This is a genomic window from Paenibacillus segetis (assembly GCF_014639155.1).
In the GTDB taxonomy this organism is placed as follows: Bacteria; Bacillota; Bacilli; order Paenibacillales; family Paenibacillaceae; genus Fontibacillus; species Fontibacillus segetis.
Map to the genome: position 1 here is coordinate 323,394 of NZ_BMFT01000004.1, position 25,518 is coordinate 348,911.

Consider the following 25,518-nt stretch of genomic DNA (forward strand, 5'->3'; position numbering starts at 1 on the left):
TCAGCTTTTATTTGAATTATGGTAATTGCAATTTGGCACGCCCTAGAACGGCACTAATTTTAACCTCAAGGTTGTAAATATTCTGCTTATAAGTTGAAACTTGACCAGAGAGGGTCAGGAGTCGGGCTAGTGAATCACCTGAGCGATCTGCGTCACCTTTTTTTGCAGCCCCCTTGAAGTTGGTCCATTCCGTAGCAATACTCTTGTTAGGTGTCGATTGCAGGCTTCGCTCCGACTTTATCTTTGTTTTTAATGGATCAATTTCTGCTAGAATCGAGCGCACTTGTGTTGCTTTTCTTGATTTATCAGTCTTGGCAGTCTTGAGTGAGGCTTCCTTGGCTCTGATATCTTGCCGAGCTAAATCAACCGTAATTTTTAACACATCGGCTTGACCTCGAAGCGCTTTGTATAGGGTTTTATCTTTGAGGGATTTTGCAGCGGTAGCCTGTTTTGTTAGTGAGCTGTAGGTGGTGAAAAGAGGCTGATATTTTGCCTTAGTCTGCTTCACTTGGTCCTCCAGTTTGATGATCTTATCCGCGTCGATATCCTTGATTTTCTTGCGTAAGGAGGACAGTATAGTTTCGTTGGAGTAGTGCAGTGTTGAGGTTTTGCTGTCCCAATCCGCGGATTGCTTCTGAAGTGAGGCTAAATCATCGTATTGTTTCATTAACTTAGTTTGTTTCGCACCGCCTGCGGCTTGCGCGGTTTTCGTTAGTGATGCCTTGACTGCATCGGTGAATTGTAAAGTGGCAGCAAAGACGGAACTACTACTCCATAACGTGGTTGTCAGAAAGAGTGCTACAACAAGTACAGCAGTTAACCTTAGCTTTAACTTATTCAAGATCATTCTATCATCACTCTCCTTGCCAAAATGATTTCAACATAACGCAAAAAAGCACCCATAAGAAAGACGTAATTACGCCTTTTCTTACGGGTGCTTCCATCGTAAGTCGTTTCATTTAGGTTATTTTCGTCCAATATACAGGATAACCTTCATCCTGTCAACGTGACCATTATTTACTAATTTCCGCCAGGTTTGCTTGTAGATTTTCTAGCTTACGAATAATTTCTTCCTGCCATTTCTGGTCACCGAGACGGGTGGCAAGGTTGAGTAGATCCAAGTAATCATCGATTTGCAACGAAGGTTTTCGTAGGGCTATTCTCATAAGCTCAAAGCTCCTTTTTGTTTATTTATATAGTGAAGGTTAATTAATCAGCAATAATGATAATCATTATCATATAGATATATTTATCATTATGCACAATCCCGGATCAAATGTAAATATCCGAAGCATGAAAAATGAGGATAAATCAGCGCATTTTGTAAATAATGAAGCATCATAAGCATAAGCTTATTGTGCTGGAAATCAGAATTTTGGACACACACTATATAAGGAGGCGCTATGGAAACAGAATCGTTATTAAAAGTTGAAGAACTGGCTTTGAAGAAATATAAAATTTTCAAACAAAGCCAGATTCGCTACATCGCTAGAGCAATGCTTGCAAGCATGTTCATCGGTTTTGGTGTTATTGTCGCCTTCAAAACAGGAAATTTTTTCTATATGGAACATTCTCCACTAACTTATCCCATGGCGGCCCTTACGTTTGGCGCTGCAATTATTCTTATTGCCTATGGTGGTGGGGATCTTTTTACGGGTAATACGTTTTATTATACTTATGCCGCCTTAAGGAAGAGGATGAAATGGAAGGAAGTTGTAAGGCTATGGGTCCTTAGCTATGTCGGAAATATAATGGGAGCAGCGATATTCGCTTTGCTAATTTTCTTAACGGGACTATTTACGGATTCGTCAGTGAACAGCTTTTTATTAAACGTTGTAGAGCACAAGATGACTACATCCGCTTTTGAACTTTTTTTCCGAGCTATTCTATGTAACTGGTTAGTTTGTCTTGCATTCTTCATCCCCATGTCGCTCCAAGGGGACGGTGCGAAAATGTTCGCGATGATGTTATTCGTGTTCTGTTTCTTTATTTCGGGGTATGAACATAGTATTGCAAATATGTGCACCTTTGCGATTGCCCTCGTACTGAATCATCCTGGAACGATATCGTTTGCAGGGGTACTTCACAATCTGATTCCAGTCACGATCGGAAACTTAATTGGTGGAGTTCTGCTTATGGGTGTGATGTATTATTTCGTGAATAAGCCTTTTCTTGATACTGAGGATAGTGAAAGTAAATAGAAGCCAACTGACAAATAATTAAACCTAAATGCAACCGACATATTCCTTCGTAAGGGGGGAGAATAGTCGGTTTTTTTGATAAACGAATAATTAATCGACATATAGCGCATAAAAGGAAAAATATGTATTTAATAGTGACACAAATATGTTAAAATTAAACAATGAATCTTACATATGGATTTGGTTTCTACTATTTTATCTCGTAAAGGTGGCGTGGCATCCGAATGAAGCGGATTTCCTTGATGATTTTGGCCGCTATAGTGGCAGTATTATCAGCAATTCTGAACCCTCATCTGGTGTATGGGGAACCGCTTGTGGGAATTACTCAGTCACAGTATAAATTCTACGGGATTTTCTTTATAGCCGTTATTGTATTTATAGCTTTGAGTTATCTGGTGCTGAAATTGTATATTAATCACTTAAGAAGGATCATTCATGGAGAACGAGAGCTATCTAAGGATGTATTTGACCATGCAGATCTTTTTATTTGGGCCGTACATAGGGATAAACAGGTTCTAAGAGTTAACAAATATGCTCAACGGCTGATCGGGATGGGCGAAACAGATATTCTTGGGAAAAAATATAACGAACTGTTGTATGTACAGGATTACTATGTGAAGCTTGTAGAGCTCATGGATGATGCACTTGGTATGAAATTTGTCGAGCATAAGGAAATCACGCTTAAATCTTCGGAACAGGGGACTCCTAGAACTTTTTTGTTCAGAACGGCTGCGATCAATGGGATATCGGGAAATCCTGATGTATTTATTTGCTGTGGGATCGATATTCATGATCGCAAGCTAAACGAAAAAAAACTACAAAATAGTTATCAGGAGCTTGAAAGGATTTATGAAGAGCTCGCATTAACGCAGGAAGAGATGCAAGTTCAACTACATGAGTTGATATCGAATCAGGACAAATTGAGGGAAAGCGAAGAGAGATTCCGCCTAGCTTCTCTCGGATCGGGAGCGGTTATCTGGGATACGGATCCAGCTACCGGCAATTATTACGTATCCGATCGATTTTACGATTTGCTTGGATACAATAGAATGGAAATGCCTGCAACGGAGGAGCAGTGGAGATCGCTGGTTCATCCTGATGATGTAATCCCCACGGACAAAATGAGACAAGCCTGTATTAATGGGAAGTCTCCTGTGTATGAGGCCGAATACCGTATGATCAAGAAAAATGGAGAGCATTTGTGGATCCAGGCACGAGGAATGATAAGAAGAAATGATGAGGGAACCCCCGTAAGGTTCTCTGGCTCAATGATCGATATAACGGAGCGTAAGAGTTATGAAATACAGTTAGAGCATAGTTATCAAGAGCTTGAAGAGACCTATGAAGAATTGGCAGCAACTCAGGAGGAATTAAGGAATAACTATGATGCGTTGGTTGTGAATGAGCGTAGGCTACGTAGGAGCGAAGAACGCTATAAGTTAGTAGCGGAGTCGTCAAATGGTGGGATATGGGAGATCGACCTCATCGAGAATCGTCGATACTATTCTTCGAGATGGTTCCAACTTCTCGGCTACCAAAGTGAGGAGGATGTGACTACAGAATTGCTGGAGTATCTTCTACATCCCGAAGATGCAGAGCGGGTTGATGTTGAAATGAAGGCGACTCAATCGGGGGAGAAGCCATTTTTTGAATGCGAGTATCGTCTGCGGAAGAAGAATGGAGAATACAACTGGTTCATCGGAAGGGGTAAAGTGTTATTTGATGAGCATGGACAGGCTTGTCGAATGGCAGGTTCAGATGTGGACATTCACGAATTGAAAATATCGCAAGAGAGACTCAAGCATCTTGCTTATTATGACGAGCTAAGTGATCTACCGAACCGTCTGTATTTACTGGAGGAACTGGAATCATACCTATCTTATTCCCAAGGCAAAGCCGCTTTGTTCTTCATCGATCTAGATAACTTTAAATATATCAATGATACGTTGGGTCATAAGTTAGGCGATCGAATTCTGAAGAAAGTGAGCCTCAGATTATCTGCCTTGGTCGGGGAAGAGTGTATGTTGTTCAGATTAGGCGGGGATGAATTCGTTATACTTCAGATGGATATTGAGAACGAAGCAGAAGCGGAAGGGCTGGCATCGATTTTGATACAGGGCTTTAAGGAGCCTTTCCGGATTCATGAAAGCGATTTATATGTATCGATTAGTATAGGAATCTCCTTTTTTCCGCAGGATGGAATAAGTGTTGAGGAGATACTAAAGAATGCAGATGTTGCTATGTATAACGCTAAAGAGGCTGGCAAAGGAAAATATATGGTCTTTCGCTCTTCATTCCTTACAAAATTCAATGAGCGGGTATCTGTGGAGAAATATCTTCGAGAAGCTATTAAGGGTAATCAATTTGTGCTGTATTATCAGCCACAAGTAAGTCTTAAAACGGGACAAATTGTGGGGTTCGAATCGTTAATTCGGTGGAATAGTCCAGAGTTTGGTTTTGTTTCACCAATTTCGTTCATTAAAATTGCTGAGGATAGTAGACTGATTGTGCCCATCGGCGAGTGGGTTTTATCTCAATCTTGTACTTTCGCTAGAAGTTTGCATGATCTAGGACATGGAGATTATAAAATTTCAGTGAACATTTCAGTTGTTCAATTGATTCAGGAAGAGTTTGTTGATATGGTGCTCCGTATCTTACATGATACCGCTTTGAATCCAGCCTACTTGGAACTTGAAATTACTGAATCTGTCTTCATAGAGTCGTTTGAGATAGTCATTCCAAAGCTGGAATTTCTGAAATCGCTCGGTATCCAGATTGCACTTGATGATTTTGGAACGGGATATTCTTCCTTGGGTTATTTGAAACAAATGCCGATCACAACGTTGAAGGTAGATAGGACATTTATTGAAGAGGTACCGGACCAGCAGGATCACCATTCACTCGCTAGAGCTATTGTACTGATCGGCAGGAGGATGGGGTTAATGGTAGTAGCTGAAGGGGTAGAAACGAAGCAACAATTAAAGCATGTCAAACGAGCAAAATGCGATGTAATTCAAGGGTATTTCATCAGTCAGCCTCTAAAAGAAGAAGAGGTCATTAGATTGGTCCAGACCCATCAGGTTTATGAAATGTGAGTTATCTGACTAGAAAACAAAGACCGACAGGAACAGATTCTGTTCTTGCCGGTCTTTGTGTAGGAGTAAGTCTTGATTTTTACAAGCTTGGGACTACGGGGGTCACGTCCGGATCAGCTAGAAAGGACGTAATCGGCATCGAAGCTGCCCCTAATGCTGTGGACCGGATACCCAGAGCAGCAAAAATGACATTCGTTTTTTTTCGATGGTAGGATAAACTTCGAGCTTCAACAGTCCGTAGCATCGCATCGCGGAGCATGTCACCCGCTAGTGAAAGTCGGCTTCCAATGACGATCAATTCCGGATTTAAAATATTGATGAGATTCGCCAGACCAACGCCTAAATGCACGCCCAAGTCGTCCAATAAGGAGAGGGCTCTTTCATCGCCCCTTTTAGCCTGAAGGATGACTTCCTCTAGATTAGGAATCGAGCTGCCCTTCCACAGAACGGCGGCTTTGTCCATGAGCGCTTTCTCCGAGGCGACCGTTTCCCAGCATCCACGGTTGCCGCAGCGGCAGAGAGGACCGTTTTCGGCTATTGTCATATGGCCGACCTCGCCAGAAAAATTGGATGTACCACGGTATAGTTCTCCGTCGACAATAATTCCCGAGCCAATCCCGACTCCGATACTGAGATAGATCAGATTAGCGGAATCACATCCAGCACCATATAGTTTTTCGCCGATTGCCCCGGCATTTGCCTCATTGTCAATATGAATCGTATTTCCGAACCCAGGAAGAAGTGAATCCTGGAGAGAGACGGTATCCCACCCTAAATTGGGTGAGGAAACAACGCGACTCTTCTCATCAACGAGTCCAGGCACTCCGATACCAATTCCGACGATACCGTAAGGTGAGGAAGGTGTTTTTTTGCTGATCAAATTAATATGTTTTCGAATTTGATTCTGAACGGTTTCCGGTGAGGAGTCGACCAAAGGAAGTATTTTCTCCTGAATGACGGTCCCCTCTAGGTCGACAAGGAGCATAAGCATATCGCTAACGCGAATATCAACACCGATGGCGTAACCTGCACTACGGTTAAATAGGAGTAATGTCGGTTTCCGTCCACCACTCGACTCACCCGGTCCGATCTCAGTAACTAGCTGACTTTCAATCAGTTCTGATACAAGTGAGGATACTGTTGCCTTATTTAATCCGGTGACGGAGGCGATGTCTGCCCGTGACAGCGGTTGTTGTTGTCGAATCGTGTCCAGCACGATCGTTTTGTTCATTTTTTTGATCAATTGCTGGTCGCCCGTTATCTTCATTATTCTTCCTCCACAACTCGTTTACCTATGTACTACTTGATATCATAACATACTTTTTTGGTGAAATTTCAACAACTTTGTTAGTTTACTAGACAAACTAAGTTAGGCGTGTTACGATCATGGTGAAGAGAGCATACGCTTCCTAGTTTGGAGGGTATGCTACTACAAAGCTAGTGAATGAAAAGGCTTACCAAACCAAAATTAGCGGGGAGGACTCCATTGTGAGTTATTTCAAGAATGTAAACAAAATTAAGTATGAAGGCGCAGGATCGAGCAATCCACTGGCATTCAAACACTATAATGAGAATGAAGTAGTATTAGGTAAATCAATGAAAGAACATCTTCGTTTTGCGGTGGCGTACTGGCACACATTAACGATGGATGGTAGTGATCCGTTTGGTAAAGCAAATATGATTCGTCCATGGGAAACCCTAAGTGGTCTGGATTTGGCGAAGGCTCGTGTAGAAGTTAACTTTGAATTCCTTGAGAAGCTTGGAGCTCCTTACTATTGCTTCCATGATCGTGATATCGCTCCAGAAGGAGATAGCTTGCAAGAAACGAACGACAATCTGGATGTAATCATCGCCAAACTTAAAGAAGGTATGAATGCAACGGGCGTTAAATTGCTGTGGAATACAGCAAACATGTTCACTAACCCTCGTTTCGTTCATGGTGCTGCTACATCATCCAATGCTGAAGTGTTTGCTTATGCTGCAGCACAAGTGAAAAAAGGTCTGGATACAGGTCTTGAACTTGGTTCCGAGAACTATGTGTTCTGGGGTGGACGTGAAGGTTATGAGTCCCTACTAAACACAGATATGGGTCTTGAGCTTGATAACCTAGCGAGATTCTTCCATATGGCGCTTGATTATGCTAAGGAAATTGGCTATACAGGCCAATTCTTGATCGAACCAAAACCAAAAGAGCCTTCTAAACACCAATATGATTTCGATGCAGCAACAACGATTGCATTCTTGCAAAAATACGATCTTCATAAGCATTTCAAACTTAACCTTGAGGCGAACCATGCAACGCTCGCAGGTCATACATTTGAGCACGAGCTTCGCGTAGCCCGCATTAACAACATGCTCGGTTCAGTTGATGCTAACCAAGGCGACATGCTGTTAGGTTGGGATACTGATGAATTCCCAACAGACGTAGCTTCTGTAACTTTGGCTATGTATGAAATCTTGGAGAATGGCGGTTTGGGTTCAGGTGGCGTTAACTTTGATGCTAAAGTAAGACGTGGTTCCTTCGAACCTGAAGATTTGTTCTACTCGCACATTGCAGGTATGGATACTTTTGCTAAAGGATTGAAAGTAGCTGGGAAATTGATTGAAGATAAATTCTTCGACAAGTTGCTTGACGAACGTTATGCTAGCTTCAAATCCGGTATCGGTGCTGATATCGTTGCAGGTAAGACTGACTTGAAATCGTTGGCAGCTTACGCAATGAAGGGCGGCGAAATCAAGAACAAGTCTAACCACTTGGAATTGGTTAAAGCTCAATTGAATGAATACATGTTTTCCACTAAATAAATAGTATTATTCGGCTAAACGGATAGTCATCATGCTGAATTAAGGGGACGCCTGTCGTCCCCTTTTTAATAACTGAAATATGCTAATGATTTAGAAAGCCAAAGCGTTATGCTGTGGTTTATGAGGGGAGATTCAGTGATGAGTTATGTAATCGGTATCGATCTCGGTACGAGTTCGGTGAAGACGGTATTGGTGAACAAGAACGGAGATATCAAAGGAGAGGCTACTGCCTCCTATCCGCTTATTCAGGAGCGTCCGGGATATAGTGAGCAGGACCCGGAATTGTGGGTGAGCGGAACGGTTGCCTGTTTGAAGAAGTTGATTCAAGAGAATGAAGTATCCCCTGAACAAATAGAGGGTGTGTCTTTCTCGGGGCAGATGCATGGTTTGGTTCTGCTTGATGAGCAGAACAAGCCGCTTCGTCATGCGATCCTCTGGAATGATACGCGGACAACGAAACAGTGCCGTGAGATCGAAGCTAAGCTTGGAGACAAACTGCTTACGATTACAAAAAACGCTGCTTTGGAAGGATTCACTTTGCCCAAAATTTTATGGGTACAAGAGAACGAGCCAGAGCTATTTGCTAAGGCAGCTTGCTTCGTGCTTCCTAAGGATTATTTGCGTTATCGGATGACCGGCCTGGTCCAAATGGAAATATCGGATGCAGCAGGAACACTGCTCTTGAATGTTTCAGAAGGAACTTGGAGCACAGAAATCACCGAGGCATTTGATCTCAAAGAGGGATTTTGCCCACCCATTGTAGGCAGTACTGAAGCAACCGGTACACTGTTACCACAGTTTGCTGAGCAAACGGGACTTTCATCAAATACTAAAGTATTTGGTGGTGGAGCAGATAATGCTTGCGGCGCAGTTGGTGCAGGTATTGTTCGTACGGGTGATGCCCTGTGTAGCATCGGGACCTCGGGTGTTATTCTGACCTATGAGGAAGACAAGAACAAAGATTTTGCAGGTAAGGTACATTTCTTCAATCATGCACATCCAGGTGCATTTTATGCCATGGGTGTAACCTTAGCGGCGGGATACAGTTTGACTTGGTTTAAGGAGTCATTGGCACCAGAACTGAGTTTTGAGGAACTGTTAGCACCTGTTGCGGATGTTCCAGTAGGATCTGAAGGTTTGTTGTTTACCCCGTATCTTGTTGGAGAACGTACTCCGCATGCGGATAGTGTTATCCGTGGTAGCTTTATTGGACTGTCCGGTACACATGGACGTCAACACTTGGCGCGAGCTGTGATGGAAGGAATCACATTCTCCCTTCAAGAGTCGTTAGAGTTGTTCCGGCAGGCGGGTATTTCAGTAGAACGAGTCATATCCATTGGAGGCGGAGCTAAGAATCCAACTTGGTTGCAAATGCAAGCAGATATCTTCGGTATCCCAGTTGTCTCACTGAAGAATGAACAGGGACCAGCCATGGGTTCTGCGATGATGGCAGCGGTCGGTTGTGGCTGGTTCAGTAGCTTGAAGGAATGTGCTGATAAGTTTATTGGCTATGGTGCTACTTATGAACCAATTCCAGATCACGTAGAGAAATATCGTCGTCTCTTCCAATTGTATCAACAAGTATACTCAGCTACGTCTGAGCTGAACAAGGGATTGCAAGAATTCCGCGGTTAATGACCACCCCGATAGAACTATGTAAACTTCAAGCGCCTGTTCTCCAGTATCTCTGGAGACAGGCGCTTGTTCTATAGAAGGAAAAACGGTTATGATTGATTAGTTAACATGAACAGCACTGGGCTGACGTAAGTAAGGAGGATGTTATGCTATTCACCAAAATTTACAGAAAATATTTCAAAAATAAATTGTTTATGAAGATGATCTTCTTTTTCTCTATGATTACGATTGTAACCATTATTATATTTTCTTACTTGATGTTTACCACAATGTCGCAAGCGACAGTTCAGAGACAACTGGATATTCAGAAAAGCGCGATTCAAAGTGTAGGTAACTACATTGATAATAAATATGAATCCGTACAAACGATGGCGCGTGATATATACAGAGATAGTGATTTGGCGTCCAATACATCCTATTTTCTGGAACATCCTTATGAGGAATATGTGAAATATAGATTGGACCGTTTTTATAGTGACAGCGGTACGACAAGTGACCCTGTGCAGGTTTTTAGAAATCGGGTAGAGGATGACTCTGACATAACGAGTTTGATGTTGTATAGTGCTGCGCAGCAGTATTTATATGTGTATAACAATACGCAGTTTAAAATTATTAGTACGAATGCTGCACGGTCTTTCGTTCCTGATGCCATGTATTCTGAAGAGGCTTCCAACATCTCCATACCGAACATCTGGATTAGAGAAAGTATTGATTTGCCGGAATCGCCCATGTTTTCAGTGCGAGTACCTATAAACAATAATGTGTCGCTACGTAATATTGGACAATTACTTGTTTATTTCAATTCCAATAAAATATGGGGTAGTCTGGATAATTATAAAGATAAATTTAAAGGTACAATTCTTGTGTTATCTAGTACTGGCGATGTTATTTTTGATTCGTCGGGTATTTATTATGGCAATAAGTATCCATACGCTGAACAGATAAACACGGTATACGATAACGATGTAACCAAGGAAGGAATGTCGATCACGAAGTTAACCGATATTCAGGGTGGATACACTGTACTCAGTTTGGTCCCTAAGAATGAACTAGCTGCTTCGTATCGTGGAATTAGAAATACGATTCTAATGATTAGTTCGATTTGTATTTTGTTCGCAATTTTGATCTCCTCCTTGTTCATCAATAATTTTGCTAAACGAACGCATAGCATTATCCAATTTACAAGAAAGGTGAAGAATGGTGATTTAAACGCGAGAGTTACAGAGATTAGAGAAGATGAACTTGGACAAATTTCTAAGAGTTTCAACGAGATGCTAGAGGAGCTTAATTTGTATATTGATCGGGTCTACAAAGCAGAAATTAAGCAAAAACATACCGAGATTGCTGCATTAGAGGCGAGAGTTAATCCTCATTTTTTATACAACACACTTGAAGTAATTCGGATGCGAGCGATTTCTCAAGGGGCATCGGATGTTGGAGAAATGATCTATAGCCTTTCGGTACTGTTCAAAAGTTATGTTCAGCAGAAGCCAAGGTATACGCTGAAGGATGAACTTGAAGCCTGCCGAATGTATTTGGAACTATTCAGGATTCGATACAAGGATAAGTTCACTTATCAAATCCTTTGCGACAAGAAGCTGGAGAATAAAATTGTATTAAAAATGTCTCTGCAGCCGATTATTGAGAACTACATTCTCCATGGGATGCGCACGGATTGGACGGATAATCAAATCAGAATTACGGTGACAGATGAGAATGAATACCTTTGTGTTGAAGTTAGAGATAATGGACAAGGTATTCATCCAGAGAGATTGGCACAAATTAAGGAGGGATTGCTCCATCCTGATATTTACTCGGGGTCATTTGGCATTCGTAGCATACACGAAAGACTAAAATTACTGTATGGAAGAATGTATGGTGTTGATATTGAAAGTGAACTAGGAAAAGGAACAGTGGTAACCATATGGTTCCCCAACCAAGGGGAGGGTGATCTCAACAATGTATAAAGTGTTTATTGTAGATGACGAACCGTTTATTATTGAGGGTTTGTATGATATTGTCGATTGGGCTTCAATGGGGATGGAGATTGTGGGTCAAGCTGAGAATGGGGCTGAAGCATTAGAGGCGTTAAAGCTGATTCCTGCGGATATTCTGGTTACCGATATTTCCATGCCGAAGATGAACGGACTTGATCTCATTCGTAATGTACGTGAATTTCGGCCGGAGCTTAAAGTAATCGTGTTAAGTGGATTTAATGATTTTGATTATTTAAAAGAGGGCATGACACTCGGTATAGAAAATTATTTGTTGAAGCCGATTAATCTGGAGGAATTCAAGGCAACACTGAACATAGTAGTTGAGAAATTAAATGAGTCTAAGGCAAGGTATGCTACCTTAAATGAATATAGCATTATGATTTTGCGGGACAATGTGATGCAACGATGGATAAAACAACAGATTCGTCCCCGGGAGTTCCAGGAACGTGCTGATCTTCTGGGCATTGTTCTTGATAAAAACTTTGTAATGGTTTCGCTATTACGATTGGAGCATTCTAATCAAGAGGTATTCGAGATCGTACTGAATCAGTTGAAGAGTAACGAGGGGATCATTCCATTCCGTGATATGGATGGAGACATTGTATTGTTGTATAACTTTGATGATCCGGAGCAGGGAATAAACGAAGCAAATTTGATAAATAATAAACTGATGAGTGTCCTGTCAGCGTATGAGCCTCTGCGTCTGTCCATAGGGAGTGTGGAAGAAATAGAGGTGGAACCATCCCGAAGTTACACCTTCGCCAAAAAAGTGCAGGAGTACTTCATGATCTTCCCGGAACAAAATGTTCTTCGCTATGATGACCTCAAAGAGCACCAAGCAAATGCTGAAGATGGTCTCCATATGAACTGGAGTGACTACGCCAAGCTAATTGTAGCTAAGAATAAAGAGGGACTACTTGCACGTATTGAAGTGGATTTTGGATCACTTCGGCAAATGGGAGGAATATCCCCTGGTCTTCTTCAGGACATAGCCATGGAATGGATTATTCGTTTCAAAATGCAACTGGAGGAAATTCGGCATGCTGAAGAGCCTGATCTTTACAAGCTTCATTTCGAGAGAATTCGAACAACATTTTCTATTGATGAGCTGATTGATATCATGAAGGAAGTTGCGAATATTACTATAGATTCTCTGACTAACGATATGAAGAGTCCAGTAGTTCAGCAGGTGCTAAATTTTATCAAGCAGTCTTATAACGAAGATGTGTCACTTAAGACACTTGGAGCTTTATATAATATCCATCCTGTCTATTTGGGGCAACTGTTCCATAAGGAGGTTGGTGAGTCTTTTACTGATTATATTAATTGGTATCGGATTGAAAAGGCCAAGGAGTTACTTCGAATAAGTCAAATGAAAGTTCATGAAATCGCTCGAAGTGTCGGTTATTGGGAAACTGGATATTTTTACAAGCAATTTAAAAAATATGTAGGGATCTCCCCGACAGAATATAAAGGGCTCAGTTAGCGATTCCCGCTAGCGGCCTTTTTTTTCTTTATTTTGTACATGATCTTTAGTTTGTACAGTATTTATTTAGTTTCACTTCTATTTGAAAATGCTTTCATAAATTAAAGTTAAGGTAGTCCTTATGGGACGCAGACAAGATAGAACAGTAAGGTAATCAAAGGGAGGGTATTCAACAATGAGTACAAAAAGAAAGAAGTTTTCTCTTTTATTGACATCGCTGATGGCGCTTACACTATTGGTCAGTGCATGTGGTGGCAACAACGCTGGTAACAGTGCTAGCAATGCATCTGGATCAGGAAAGTCTGAAAAGCCAGTTGAACTGATCTGGTATACGGTCGGTGCTCCACAAAAAGATGTGGACAAGGTTATGGAAGAAGTTAATAAGTATACTAAAGAAAAAATAAATGCAACCATCAAAATGAAGATGATTGATTTTGGTGACTATTCGCAAAAAATGCAAGTAATGGTCGCTTCAGGTGAGCCAATGGATATTATGTTCACTTGCTCCTGGGCGTTTGATTACGTGCAAAATGCACGTAAAGGCGCATTTATGGAACTAGATGATTTGCTGAAAAATCAAGGTAAAGACATTGTCGCAACTCTTGATCCTGCATTCTTAGAAGGTTCTAAGGTTGATGGACATAACTATGCAGTACCAGCTAACAAAGAACTTCCAGCTCAAGAAGTATGGCGTTTCAACAAAGAACTTCTTGATAAATATAACTTGGACATTTCGAACGTGAAATCGATGGAAAGCCTTGAGCCTTTATTGAAAACAATCAAGGAAAACGATCCTACCATTACACCGTACGCTATGGTTAAGGATTTCGTACCTATGATGCCATTTGACTACGTTATTGAGAAATTGCCAATGGCAGTGTATCAAGACACTACAGATTATAAAGTAGTTAACATTTTGGAAACTCCAGAAATAAAAGAAACACTAAAAACAGTACGTAAATTCTATAAAGCTGGATATGTTTCCCCAGAAGTATCTACAATCACTTCTGCTGATGACTTGTACAAATCCGGTAAATGGTTGGTAGACCGTGCGTCAACTCAACCTTTCGCAGACAACCTTTGGACTACAAGCCTTGGATATCCAATCGTCTCCACACCTGCTGGTGACCCGATTGTTTACAACTGGTCCGTAATGGGTTCGATGCAAGCGATCTCTGCTAACTCCAAATATCCGGAGAAAGCAATGGAATTCCTTAACTTGTTGAACACTGATCCTGTACTTCGTAACATGATCGATTCCGGTATCGAAGGCGTTCACTACGAAAAAGTTAGTGATAACGTGATGAAGAACTTGGATAAATCTAAAGACTATGATATGCCAACATTCTCGTTGGGTAACATTATGATCACTTATTTGAATGAAGGCGACCCTGAGAACAAATGGGACGAGTTCAAGAAATTTAACGAATCTGGTATTAACGCTCCATTGTTAGGCTTTAACTTCGATACTTCGAAAGTAACGACTGAATTGGCTGCGGTACAAAACGTGAAGGAAGAGTTCTGGTCCGCATTAATGACAGGAACTGTTGATCCTGACGAATACCTGCCAAAAGCTAATGAGAAGTTTAAAGCTGCTGGATTGGATAAAATCATCGCTGAAGCTCAAAGACAAATCGATGAGTGGAGAGCAGCAACAGGTAAATAACATCAGAATAACTGGAGAAAATCGGGCGGGTGATGCCTTTCGCCCGATTTTTTTCATTCAATTTACGTTGGCGGCCATTTTCAACATGTCCAAAAAAGCCAACAGTCAGCAAGGTTGAAATCACTACTTTCAGGAGGGATAAACGTGAAAATGGTCGGAGAGTTTTTCAGAAATATCAACAAAAATAAAGTTATGTTATTCATGGTTCTTCCCGGCGCACTTTGGTTCCTCTTCTTTTCCTATTTACCGATGCTGGGAACGATTATAGCCTTTAAGGAATATCGCTTCAGTCGCGATGGCTTCTGGGCCAGCATAGTGAACAGTAAATGGGTTGGATGGGACAACTTTAAATTCCTATTTAGCACGAATGACGCTTATATAATCACGCGAAATACATTGCTTTATAATGTTGTTTTTATCTTTGTAGGGCTGGCTTTATCGGTGCTATTAGCTATTGTATTATCAGAAATCACAAACAAACGTCTCTCCAAAATATATCAAACTGGCATGTTCCTACCTTACTTTCTATCATGGGTCATTGTCGGTTATTTCACGTTCAGTTTCTTAAGCGCAGACCGTGGATTGTTGAACGGGGTATTTGAATCTTTAGGTATTCAACCGATTCAATGGTACGCGGAATCAAAATATTGGCCGTTTATTCTAGTACTCGTATATTTGTGGAAAGCAGTAGGATATAACAGCGTTGTGTATTTAGCGTCTATTATGGGGATTGACAGATCGCTTTATGAAGCCGCTATGATTGATGGCGCTAGTAAGATGCAACAAATTCGGGCAATTACGCTACCACTTCTTAGACCAATCATCACGATCATGACACTATTGGCTATCGGAAAAATATTCTATGCAGACTTTGGTCTATTCTATCAAATCCCGAGAGATTCAGGGACGTTGTACGGAGTAACAAACGTTATCGATACTTATGTATATCGTGGTCTTAAATCAACGGGTGAAATTGGTATGAGTGCAGCAGCAGGGTTGTATCAATCCGTTGTAGGTTTTGTTCTAGTTATGACATCGAACTATATCGTACGCAAATTCGACAAGGACAACGCCTTGTTCTAATATACTGAAGGGAGTGAGTAGTGTGTCTCAAAGAAAAAAGAAAGAACGCGATTTTCATAACCTATCGACACCAATGAATATTTCATTTAACCTCATTGCCGGCATCTTTGCTATTCTGTGCGTGTTTCCTTTTCTGTTTGTGGTCATCATTTCCCTCACAGATGAAAGTGCACTTGCGAACAATGGTTACAGATTGATTCCTGAAAAATGGAGTTTTGCGGGTTACCAATATGTATTTGATATGGGAGATTCATTACTTCGTTCATATGGGGTGACGATTTTCGTCACGGTCGTAGGGACTATCATTAGTTTGTTGTTTATGGCTTTTTACGCTTATGCGGTTTCGAGAAAGAGCTTCAAATACCGTAATTTCTTTTCTTTCTTCGCCTTTTTCACGATGTTGTTTAATGGGGGACTTGTTCCAACCTATATCATCGTTACACAGCTTTTGGGCCTCAAAGATACCATTTGGGCTTTGATATTGCCGCTGGCTGTAAATGCCTTTTATATTATGATCTTACGGACTTTCTATAGCACTAGTGTTCCTGATGCTATTATTGAATCAGGGAAAATTGATGGCGCAGGGGAGTTCCGAATTTTCCTCAAGCTGGTACTTCCTTTATCCCTTCCGGGTCTAGCAACTATTGGTTTGTTCAGCACACTGGGTTACTGGAACGACTGGTTCAATGCACTACTCTATATCGACAGTCCAAACCTTGTACCGTTGCAATCCATGTTGATGCGTATTGAAACTAGTATGCAATTCATCATGCAGAACGCATCAAACAGCTCGATCAGTATGGAAGCTTTGAGATCCATGCCTCAAGATACTTCACGTATGGCGATGGTTGTTCTAGCTACATTACCTATTATTTTTGCATATCCGTTCTTCCAACGTTATTTCATTCAAGGACTTACGGTAGGTGCTGTTAAAGAATAAGGTCTTCACAGAAGGAGAGAAGGGAAACCATGATCTACAAGGATCGTAACAATTCTACTTCAGAACGAGTGGAACATTTGCTCAGTCTGATGACTTTGGAAGAGAAGATCGGCCAACTGATCCAACCCTTCGGTTGGCAGACGTATGAGAATATAGACGGTAAAATTGCACTTACAGAGTCTTTCAAGAAACAAGTGGAGAATGGCGGTATCGGCTCGTTATACGGCGTGCTTCGTGCAGATCCGTGGACAGGGGTTACGATTGAGACGGGCCTCTCCCCTGAAGAAGGGGCAGAGGCTGTCAACGAAATTCAGCGCTATGCAATAGAACACTCCCGTTTGGGTATTCCTATCCTAATTGGAGAGGAATGCTCCCACGGTCATATGGCGATTGGCGCTACGGTATTTCCAGTACCACTAAGTCTCGGAAGTACATGGAATGTGGATCTGTATCGTGAAATGTGCCGTGCTGTAGCTCGGGAGACCCGGAGCCAAGGTGGAGCGGCTACTTATTCGCCGGTACTAGATGTTGTTCGTGATCCTCGTTGGGGTCGGACCGAAGAATGCTTCGGTGAAGATGCTTACTTGATAAGCGAACTTGCGGTTGCTTCTGTAGAAGGTCTTCAGGGCGAATCGTTGGATCAAGATGACAGCGTAGTCGCTACGTTGAAGCATTTTGTTGGATACGGTAGCTCAGAGGGCGGCCGTAATGCAGGCCCTGTCCATATGGGCAAACGTGAGTTACTTGAAGTTGATATGCTTCCGTTCAAAAAGGCAGTGGAGGCTGGCGCAGTGTCAATTATGCCAGCTTATAACGAGATAGATGGAATGCCGTGTACGACGAATAGAGAACTTCTCCAGGATATTCTCCGTACGGAGTGGGGCTTTGACGGCATGGTTATTACTGACTGTGGTGCTATAGACATGTTGGCTACAGGTCATGATACAGCAGAAGATGGGATGGATGCAGCAGTACAAGCGATCTCTGCGGGCATTGATATGGAGATGTCCGGTGAAATGTTCGGCAAGTATTTGCTTGAAGCTGTACGCCAGGGAAAACTAGCCCCATCGATTGTAGATACTGCGGTTCGCCGAGTACTGAACTTGAAGTTCACACTCGGATTGTTCGATACTCCGTATGCTGATCCAAAGAAGGCATCTGAGGTCATTGGTAGCGAGGAACACATCGCACTTGCCCGGAAGATTGCCGGAGAAGGTATTGTTTTATTGAAAAATGAAGGAAAAGTACTACCTTTATCGAAAGAGTCAGGTACAATCGCTGTCATTGGGCCTAATGCTGATGTAGGTTACAACCAACTTGGTGACTATACTTCACCGCAACCAACCTCTAGGGTAACAACTGTCCTAGGCGGTATCCGTAGTAAGTTTGCAAAGGAACCAGATCGCGTGCTGTATGCGCCAGGATGCCGGATTAAGGATGATTCCAAAGAAGGTTTTGATTACGCTCTTAGCTGCGCCAAGCAAGCAGATACGATTGTTATGGTTGTTGGAGGATCCAGTGCACGTGATTTTGGAGAAGGATCGATCGATCTGAAGACAGGTGCTTCGAAGGTAACGGATCATTCATGGAGTGATATGGACTGCGGAGAAGGCATCGATCGTATGTCTTTGACGTTGTCTGGAGTACAACTTGAACTCGTTCAGGAGATTCATAAGCTGGGTAAACCGGTCATAGTGGTTTATATAAATGGTCGTCCGATTGCAGAACCTTGGATTGAAGACAATGCTCATGCGATTCTTGAGGCTTGGTATCCAGGTCAAGAGGGTGGACATGCGATTGCTGATATTTTGTTTGGTGATGTGAATCCGTCAGGTAAATTGACGATCTCTATACCGAAACATGTGGGGCAACTCCCGGTTTATTACAATGGCAAGCGTTCGAGAGGTAAACGTTATCTAGAGGATGACTCACAACCACGTTATCCGTTTGGGTATGGACTAAGTTATACAGAATTTAGTTATTCCAATCTCAAGGTTCAGCCAGAAGTGATCCCTGCGGATGGAGTAGCAACCGTTACGGTAGATGTAACAAATACTGGTGCTTTGGAAGGTGCAGAGGTCGTTCAGATGTATATTTCTGATACGGTTAGCAATATATCGAGACCAGCTAAGGAGCTAAAAGGCTTCCGCAAGGTGACATTAGCTCCGGGAGAGAGCAGAACCGTTGAGTTCACAGTCGGAGCTGAACAGCTACAGTACATTGGTCTGGACTATAAACCAGTTGTAGAACCTGGGGAATTCCGCGTACTCGTAGGAAAACACGTGAACGATACGCTTAACGCAATATTAATTGTGCAGGAGGATTAATATAGATGGAACGGATCAGACGTTTTATCAGGGAGCTTTCCGAGTCTCAATGGTTGGAACAGCGTGAATTTCGCGATTGGGAGATCATGTCATCTACGTATAAATTGCCTGGAGAATACGACAATGTAGCCCCTTATACGGATGGACATGATTTTAATCTTTTTCCTAGTAAACAAGGAACAACCTATTTCTTCCGTTCCCGTTTGGAGATCCCACAAGACTGGTTGAAATCCCATGTCGGGTTGATCTTTCAATCTGGTGGCGAAGGTTTACTTCGTATAAACGGGAAGTCTTATCAAGGGTTAGATCGAAATCATACATTTGTTACATTAGGTTCGAACATCATAGAACGTCCAATGGAACTTGAAATTGAGTTATTTGATCCCATTCCTGAGCCTGTGGACCCGTTGAATCAGCAGGCGGTAATTCAACCGCCAATCCGCTCGATTCAAAGCTCGATCGTTATTGTCAATCGTCCGGTACAGAGTCTGATGTATACGGCAACAGTTATTCGTGATTCCGCCGTATTATTACCGGAACAGGATTTCCGTCGTACACGTCTGATTGAAGCATTGTATAGTGCAATGGATGAATTTGTAGCACTCGACAAGGAATCTATTCGCGAAGGCAGTCTAGTTAAGGAAATAGACCTGCGTCTGAAGAAGAGAACTGCCGAGATCGGCGGGAATGCCGAGGGTACAATTCACATGGTTGGGCAATCTCACATTGATATTGCTTGGTTGTGGCCGGTAAGAGAGACGGTTCGTAAGACGAGTCGAACTTTCTCAACGGTTGATGCGCTCATGAATGAGTTTCCAGAGTATCAGTACGCTCAAAGCCAACCTCAGTTATTTGCTTTCCTAAAGGATAATGACCCTGAACTCTATGAACGAGTGAAGGGAAGGATTAAGGAAGGACGCTGGGAGCTTGTTGGTGGGATGTGGGTAGAACCTGATTTGAACATTCCAAGCGGCGAGTCGCTGATGCGTCAAATGTTATATGGACAAAGGTTCTATGAGGAAGAGTTCGGAATGACCTCTGAGATCGAATGGTTACCTGATACGTTTGGGTATTGTGCCTCTCTGCCTCAGATCCTGAAGCATGGTGGAATTCAGTATTTCATGACGACAAAGCTCGGATGGAATGATACGAATGTATTCCCATATGATCTGTTCCATTGGGTTGGTATCGACGGAACACCGATGTTGTCTTACTTAAATCATGGTGTGAATGAAAATACACTTCCGAAAGATGTGCATGAGCATTGGCAATCCTTCCGAGAGAAAGCGAAGCATAACGAGCAAATGCTGTTATATGGACATGGAGATGGTGGCGGTGGGGCCACTCGCGAAATGTTGGAATACATTGATCGTGCGGAGCTAATGGTTGGACAACCTGCCAGCAAATATAGTAATGCCGCTGAGTTCTTTACCGGAATTACAGAAGCAGCGCCACAGCTTCCTGAGTGGCATGGAGACCTGTATCTTGAGCTTCACCGCGGAACCTATACAACGCATGGTCGCAATAAGCTGAACAATCGGAAGGCCGAGGTTCTATACCGAGAAGCTGAATTATGGAACACACTTGCTTCGCCGGATATGGAGGCAGGACTACGGGATGAGGCTAGTCAGTCACTGCATGATGGCTGGAAACTAATTTTACTCAACCAGTTCCATGATATTATTCCGGGCTCTGCAATTACTGAAACCTATGTAACATCGATGAAAGAGTATACGGAAATTTTTGAACATGGAAACAAAGGGCTGCATCAAGGCTTGAACGTGTTAGCTGAACAAGTGAATACGGAAGGTGAAGGTACACCTTATATCGTATTTAATAGTCTCGGCTGGGCTCGAGATGCCGTCATTGCAATCAAGGGTGAAAGTGAATTAGCTGGACATGCCGTTTATGATGCAGATGGAATCCGCCTAGATATGGATCATGATACCGAAGGTGAGAATACAGCTTGGGTTCGAGTACCTAGTGTCCCTGCGTTTGGCTATAAGACAATTTGGTTGAGAACAGAAGAAGGATTAGCTAACTCTATTTCGGTTCAAGCTGATGCTAATGACAACAGTTTGGCTAACGGTTGGGAAACTCCATATTACCGTATACGGTTTAATGACCGAGGGGAAATGGTTAGTCTGTTTGATAAAACGGCTAATCGGGAGACTATTAAAGCAGGAGAAAGTGCGAACCGTCTTCATTTCTTCCATGACCGTCCAACGCTTTGGGATGCCTGGGATATTGATACTCGGTATGAAGAGCAACCAGCGGGAGATGCTGAACTACTGGAGATGAAACTTCTTAGCTCTGGAGCCATTAGAGATGTGCTGCGTTTCCGCTGGAAGTTGAATCAATCGGAAATTACACAAGACATGATTTTATATCATCATGATCAGCGCATAGATTTCAAAACGAAGGTAAGCTGGAATGAATCTCATAAGTTGCTGAAGGTTGGCTTCCCAGTGGATGTGGTAACGGACAAAGCGACCTATGAAATTCCGTTTGGCTCATTGGAACGTCCAACTCATCGTAATACAAGCTGGGAGCAGGCGCAGTACGAGGTATGTGGCCACCGTTTTGCCGATGTATCCGAGCGCGGATATGGTGTCAGCTTGTTGAATGATTGCAAGTATGGCTATGATATTCAAGGTAGCACCATTCGCCTGTCATTGTTGCGTGCGCCAAAATGGCCAGATGTCTCGGCTGATCTTGGCGAGCATGAGTTTACTTATTCGCTTTATCCTCATATGGAAGACTGGCGTCAAGCTCATACACTCAGGAAGGCAGCTGAACTGAATCATGCTCCTGTTGTTGTAGCATCTCAGACTAAGCAAGGTTCACTACCGAGTATGCAATCTTTAATCCACTTCTCAGGACAACATGTTGTACTCGATACGGTTAAACCGTCTGAGGATGGGAAGGGAAGTATTCTGCGTTTTTACGAATCAGCAGGTGGTCGGGAAACGGTAGAACTGGAATGGCCACAGGATTGTACTGAAGTCTTCTTATCTAATGCCTTGGAGCAGGAGATAAATATGATAGAATATGTTGGAAGCCGAATAGAACTTCAATTTAGCCCGTATGAGATCAAGACCATTAAAATTAATTACTAAAATATATAATCTAAAGGAGCTAGACTACCATGGAACAATTCAGACTCCCGAAAATACCGATGCCTGAACTTACGCTGCCGGTAGCGATACAAGAAGTACTGGCGGAAGCCGAGGTAAAGCTGGCTCATCGACCAAAACTATTGCAATTGTTCAAGAATTGCTTTCCTAATACATTAGAAACAACAACAAAATTGATGGATGACGGAACAACCTTTGTCATCACAGGGGATATCCCAGCTTCTTGGCTACGTGACTCAGTAGAGCAAGTGATTCAATACGTACCGTTTGCTAAGGAAGATCAGGATTTACAACGTATTATTAGTGGGCTTATTAAACGCCACATTCAATATATTCATATCGATCCGTATGCTAATGCATTCAACGAGTCCGCTAACGATTGGCACTGGAATACGACGGATGTTACGGACATGTCCCCATGGGTATGGGAGCGGAAATTTGAGATTGATTCCTTATGCTTTGTGATACGTCTAGCCTATACGTATTGGAAAGAAACTGAACTAACCGACATCTTTGATGCGGGGTTCAAATCGGCGATGAAACGTATCATTGAACTGTTCAAAACGGAGCAATATCATTTCGAGAAATCCCCTTACCGTTTCACACGAAACAATGGAATTCCTGAGGATTCATTGCGTAACAACGGACTTGGAATGCCAGTTAATTATACCGGGATGATCTGGTCGGGCTTCCGTTCCAGTGACGATGCTTGCGACTTCCATTACAACATTCCAGGTAACATGTTTGCGGTTGTAGCACTACGTCAAATGCAAGAATTTGCGGAATGGGTATTCCGTGACATGGATCTCCTAGCTGAACTGAAGGAACTTGAATTTGAAGTTGATCATGGTATCAAATTATATGGTATTTACCGCCATCCTGAATTTGGACCGATCTATGCTTATGAAACAGATGGCTTCGGAAACTACTGTTTGATGGACGATGCTGGTACACCAGGGTTGATGTCGATTCCTTATCTTGGTTATGTGAGTGCGGATGATGAGATTTATCAAAATACGAGACGGTTTGCGCTGAGCAAAGAGAATCCTTTCTATTTTGAAGGTAAAGCGGCTAAAGGTATCGGTAGTCCACACACACCAGAGAACTATATCTGGCACATGGCGCTGTCCATGCAGGGAATTACGGCCCAAACGGCGGAAGAGAAACTGGAAATGATCGCAATGCTAGAGAGCACGGATGCAGATACTGGATTTATGCACGAAGGCTTCCATGTAGACGATCCTACTATCTTTACGCGTAAATGGTTCGCTTGGTCGAACAGCTTGTTCTCACAGCTTGTGTATCGGGCGATGAAAGAAGGAATTTTGTAAGTTTGATCCTCTAAGGCAGACTCACATAGGCCTGAAATAGAACAGTTTCTATATAAAAAGGAGAAATGAACATGAGCAAAATTATTGGAGAAAAATTGTCTAACATCCCTTGGCAGGACAAGCCTGCCAACATCAACGCACCGGTATGGCGGTATTCCGCGAATCCGATTATCAATCGGGATGCTATTCCGAACTCCAACAGTGTATTCAACTCGGCAGTTGTTCCTTTTGAAGGCGGATTTGCCGGCGTATTCCGTTGCGACTCGAAATCTGTCAGCATGGATATTTTCGCTGGTTTCAGTGACGATGGCGTGAACTGGAAGATCAATCACGAACCTATCGTGTTTGAGGGAGACGAAGAAGTAATTAAGCGCGAATACCGTTATGATCCACGGGTCATCAAAATTGAAGATCGCTACTATATTACGTGGTGCAATGGCTATCATGGCCCTACCATCGGAATCGCTTATACAACCGACTTCAAAACTTTCCACCAATTAGAAAATGCCTTCTTGCCGTATAACCGTAACGGCGTACTTTTCCCGCGGAAAATCAATGATCATTATGCTATGGTCAGCCGTCCAAGTGACACGGGTCACACGCCTTTCGGGGATATTTTCTACAGCATAAGCCCTGATCTTACTTTCTGGGGTAAACACCGTTATGTCATGGGCACAGTAGATGGGGATGCTTCAGCTTGGCAGTCCAAGAAAATCGGTCCAGGCCCAGTTCCAATTGAAACTGACAAGGGTTGGTTGTTGATTTACCATGGCGTAATCAATACTTGCAACGGTTTTGTATACCGTATGGGTGTTGCTCTCTTGGATATTAATGAGCCTTGGAAAGTTATCGCTCGGTCACGTAACTACATTATGGGCCCAGAAACCTTGTACGAATGCGTTGGAGATGTTCCGAATGTAACCTTCCCTTGCGCGGCTTTGACGGATGCAGAAACAGGACGAATTGCAATTTACTATGGCTGTGCAGATACGGTGACAGGCCTAGCCTTTACTACTGTTGATGAGTTGCTTGAGTACATGGAAAAATTTCCATTGGAAGCATAGTTATTGATTGAATTGTATGGATATAAGAACAAAGGGGATATCGACCGGATGAGGTCGATATTTCCTTGTAATAATAGGGTTTAATTGAAAGGGGAGTAATCTGGATTATGGCTAACAAAAGAACAGCACATATCGTTTCTCATACGCACTGGGATCGGGAATGGTATTTACCTTATGAGAAGCATCATGTCCGTCTAGTCCAGTTAGTGGATGCATTATTGGATAAATTGGATGGGGATTCGGAATTCAAGAGTTTCTATCTTGATGGACAGACAATCATTCTAGAAGATTACCTCCAAGTACGTCCGGAGAACAAGGAACGGTTGGAGAAATATATTACTGAAGGACGTATTCTGATCGGCCCTTGGTACATTTTACAGGATGCATTCCTGACGAGTGGAGAAGCGAACGTACGTAACATGCAGATCGGGCATCAGGATTCCAAACGTTACGGCGAGCCTTCCAAGATCGGATACTTCCCTGATACGTTTGGTCTAGTGGGACAAACCCCGCAGCTTATGTTGCAATCAGGCATCACCAATGCGTTCTTCGGACGTGGTGTGAAGCCAACTGGATTCAACAACATGGTGTCGGACGGCGACTATGAGTCATCATTCTCCGAACTGATTTGGGAAGGTCCAGACGGCTCCAAAGTACTCGGTATTTTGTTTGCCAACTGGTACTCTAACGGGAATGAAGTGCCTACGGATGACACGGAAGCCAAGGCATTTTGGGATAAGAAGCTGGCAGA

Annotated in this window: 17 protein-coding genes; 14 read left to right on the top strand and 3 right to left on the bottom strand. The window is 42.6% G+C overall.

Translation table 11 applies throughout. From position 1 onward, the window contains the following. Window positions 1-16: 16 nt before the first annotated feature. Together IEW05_RS22355 and IEW05_RS22360 are read right to left on the bottom strand one after the other, a co-directional pair. On the bottom strand, window positions 17-841 hold the full coding sequence (locus IEW05_RS22355) for a hypothetical protein (protein WP_194434155.1): 825 nt from the start codon (window positions 839-841) through the stop codon (window positions 17-19). 172 nt (window positions 842-1,013) lie between these two features. Next, window positions 1,014-1,166 (bottom strand): hypothetical protein, encoded by a 153-nt coding sequence (locus tag IEW05_RS22360; protein ID WP_188542073.1) that lies wholly within the window; start codon window positions 1,164-1,166, stop codon window positions 1,014-1,016. Between the two features lie 237 nt (window positions 1,167-1,403). On the opposite strand from IEW05_RS22360, the gene IEW05_RS22365 reads away from it, so the two are divergent. Together IEW05_RS22365 and IEW05_RS22370 are read left to right on the top strand one after the other, a co-directional pair. Beyond that, window positions 1,404-2,201: a formate/nitrite transporter family protein gene (locus tag IEW05_RS22365; RefSeq protein ID WP_188542074.1), complete on the top strand. Its 798-nt coding sequence runs from the start codon at window positions 1,404-1,406 to the stop codon at window positions 2,199-2,201. 224 nt (window positions 2,202-2,425) lie between these two features. Further along, complete coding sequence (locus IEW05_RS22370; protein WP_188542075.1) at window positions 2,426-5,296, top strand: sensor domain-containing protein; 2,871 nt, start codon at window positions 2,426-2,428, stop codon at window positions 5,294-5,296. 79 nt (window positions 5,297-5,375) lie between these two features. Here the strand turns inward: IEW05_RS22370 and IEW05_RS22375 are convergent, their stop codons facing one another. Then, window positions 5,376-6,563 carry an ROK family protein gene (locus tag IEW05_RS22375; protein WP_188542076.1) on the bottom strand — a complete coding sequence of 396 codons (1,188 nt, stop codon included), beginning with the start codon at window positions 6,561-6,563 and terminating at the stop codon, window positions 5,376-5,378. Between the two features lie 221 nt (window positions 6,564-6,784). Between IEW05_RS22375 and xylA the strand changes: the two genes are divergently transcribed. From xylA to IEW05_RS22435, 12 genes are all read left to right on the top strand, one after another. Then, a complete protein-coding gene (gene xylA / locus IEW05_RS22380; RefSeq protein ID WP_188542077.1) occupies window positions 6,785-8,101 on the top strand; it encodes a xylose isomerase in 1,317 nt (438 codons plus the stop codon). 138 nt (window positions 8,102-8,239) lie between these two features. Then, complete coding sequence (gene xylB / locus IEW05_RS22385) at window positions 8,240-9,736, top strand: xylulokinase (RefSeq protein WP_188542078.1); 1,497 nt, start codon at window positions 8,240-8,242, stop codon at window positions 9,734-9,736. A gap of 146 nt (window positions 9,737-9,882) precedes the next feature. After that, window positions 9,883-11,703: a sensor histidine kinase gene (locus IEW05_RS22390; protein ID WP_188542079.1), complete on the top strand. Its 1,821-nt coding sequence runs from the start codon at window positions 9,883-9,885 to the stop codon at window positions 11,701-11,703. Further along, window positions 11,696-13,219, top strand: a complete 1,524-nt coding sequence (locus IEW05_RS22395) for a response regulator transcription factor (RefSeq protein ID WP_188542080.1) — start codon at window positions 11,696-11,698, stop codon at window positions 13,217-13,219. The genes IEW05_RS22390 and IEW05_RS22395 overlap by 8 nt, the downstream gene beginning before the upstream one ends. A gap of 175 nt (window positions 13,220-13,394) precedes the next feature. Further along, entirely contained in the window at window positions 13,395-14,885 is a 1,491-nt protein-coding gene (locus IEW05_RS22400; protein WP_188542081.1) for an ABC transporter substrate-binding protein, read from the top strand. 150 nt (window positions 14,886-15,035) lie between these two features. Continuing rightward, on the top strand, window positions 15,036-15,968 hold the full coding sequence (locus tag IEW05_RS22405) for an ABC transporter permease (RefSeq protein WP_188542105.1): 933 nt from the start codon (window positions 15,036-15,038) through the stop codon (window positions 15,966-15,968). Window positions 15,969-16,041: 73 nt separating this feature from the next. Next, window positions 16,042-16,908, top strand: a complete 867-nt coding sequence (locus IEW05_RS22410) for a carbohydrate ABC transporter permease (protein ID WP_373285856.1) — start codon at window positions 16,042-16,044, stop codon at window positions 16,906-16,908. Between the two features lie 29 nt (window positions 16,909-16,937). Beyond that, window positions 16,938-19,235 carry a glycoside hydrolase family 3 N-terminal domain-containing protein gene (locus IEW05_RS22415; protein ID WP_188542083.1) on the top strand — a complete coding sequence of 766 codons (2,298 nt, stop codon included), beginning with the start codon at window positions 16,938-16,940 and terminating at the stop codon, window positions 19,233-19,235. A gap of 5 nt (window positions 19,236-19,240) precedes the next feature. Next, window positions 19,241-22,354: an alpha-mannosidase gene (locus IEW05_RS22420; RefSeq protein WP_188542084.1), complete on the top strand. Its 3,114-nt coding sequence runs from the start codon at window positions 19,241-19,243 to the stop codon at window positions 22,352-22,354. Between the two features lie 29 nt (window positions 22,355-22,383). After that, window positions 22,384-23,703: a glycoside hydrolase family 125 protein gene (locus IEW05_RS22425; RefSeq protein ID WP_188542085.1), complete on the top strand. Its 1,320-nt coding sequence runs from the start codon at window positions 22,384-22,386 to the stop codon at window positions 23,701-23,703. 71 nt (window positions 23,704-23,774) lie between these two features. Continuing rightward, a complete protein-coding gene (locus IEW05_RS22430) occupies window positions 23,775-24,767 on the top strand; it encodes a glycoside hydrolase family 130 protein (RefSeq protein WP_188542086.1) in 993 nt (330 codons plus the stop codon). Between the two features lie 107 nt (window positions 24,768-24,874). After that, the coding region (locus IEW05_RS22435) for a glycoside hydrolase family 38 N-terminal domain-containing protein (RefSeq protein ID WP_505818799.1) at window positions 24,875-25,518 on the top strand (644 nt) is incomplete at its 3' end.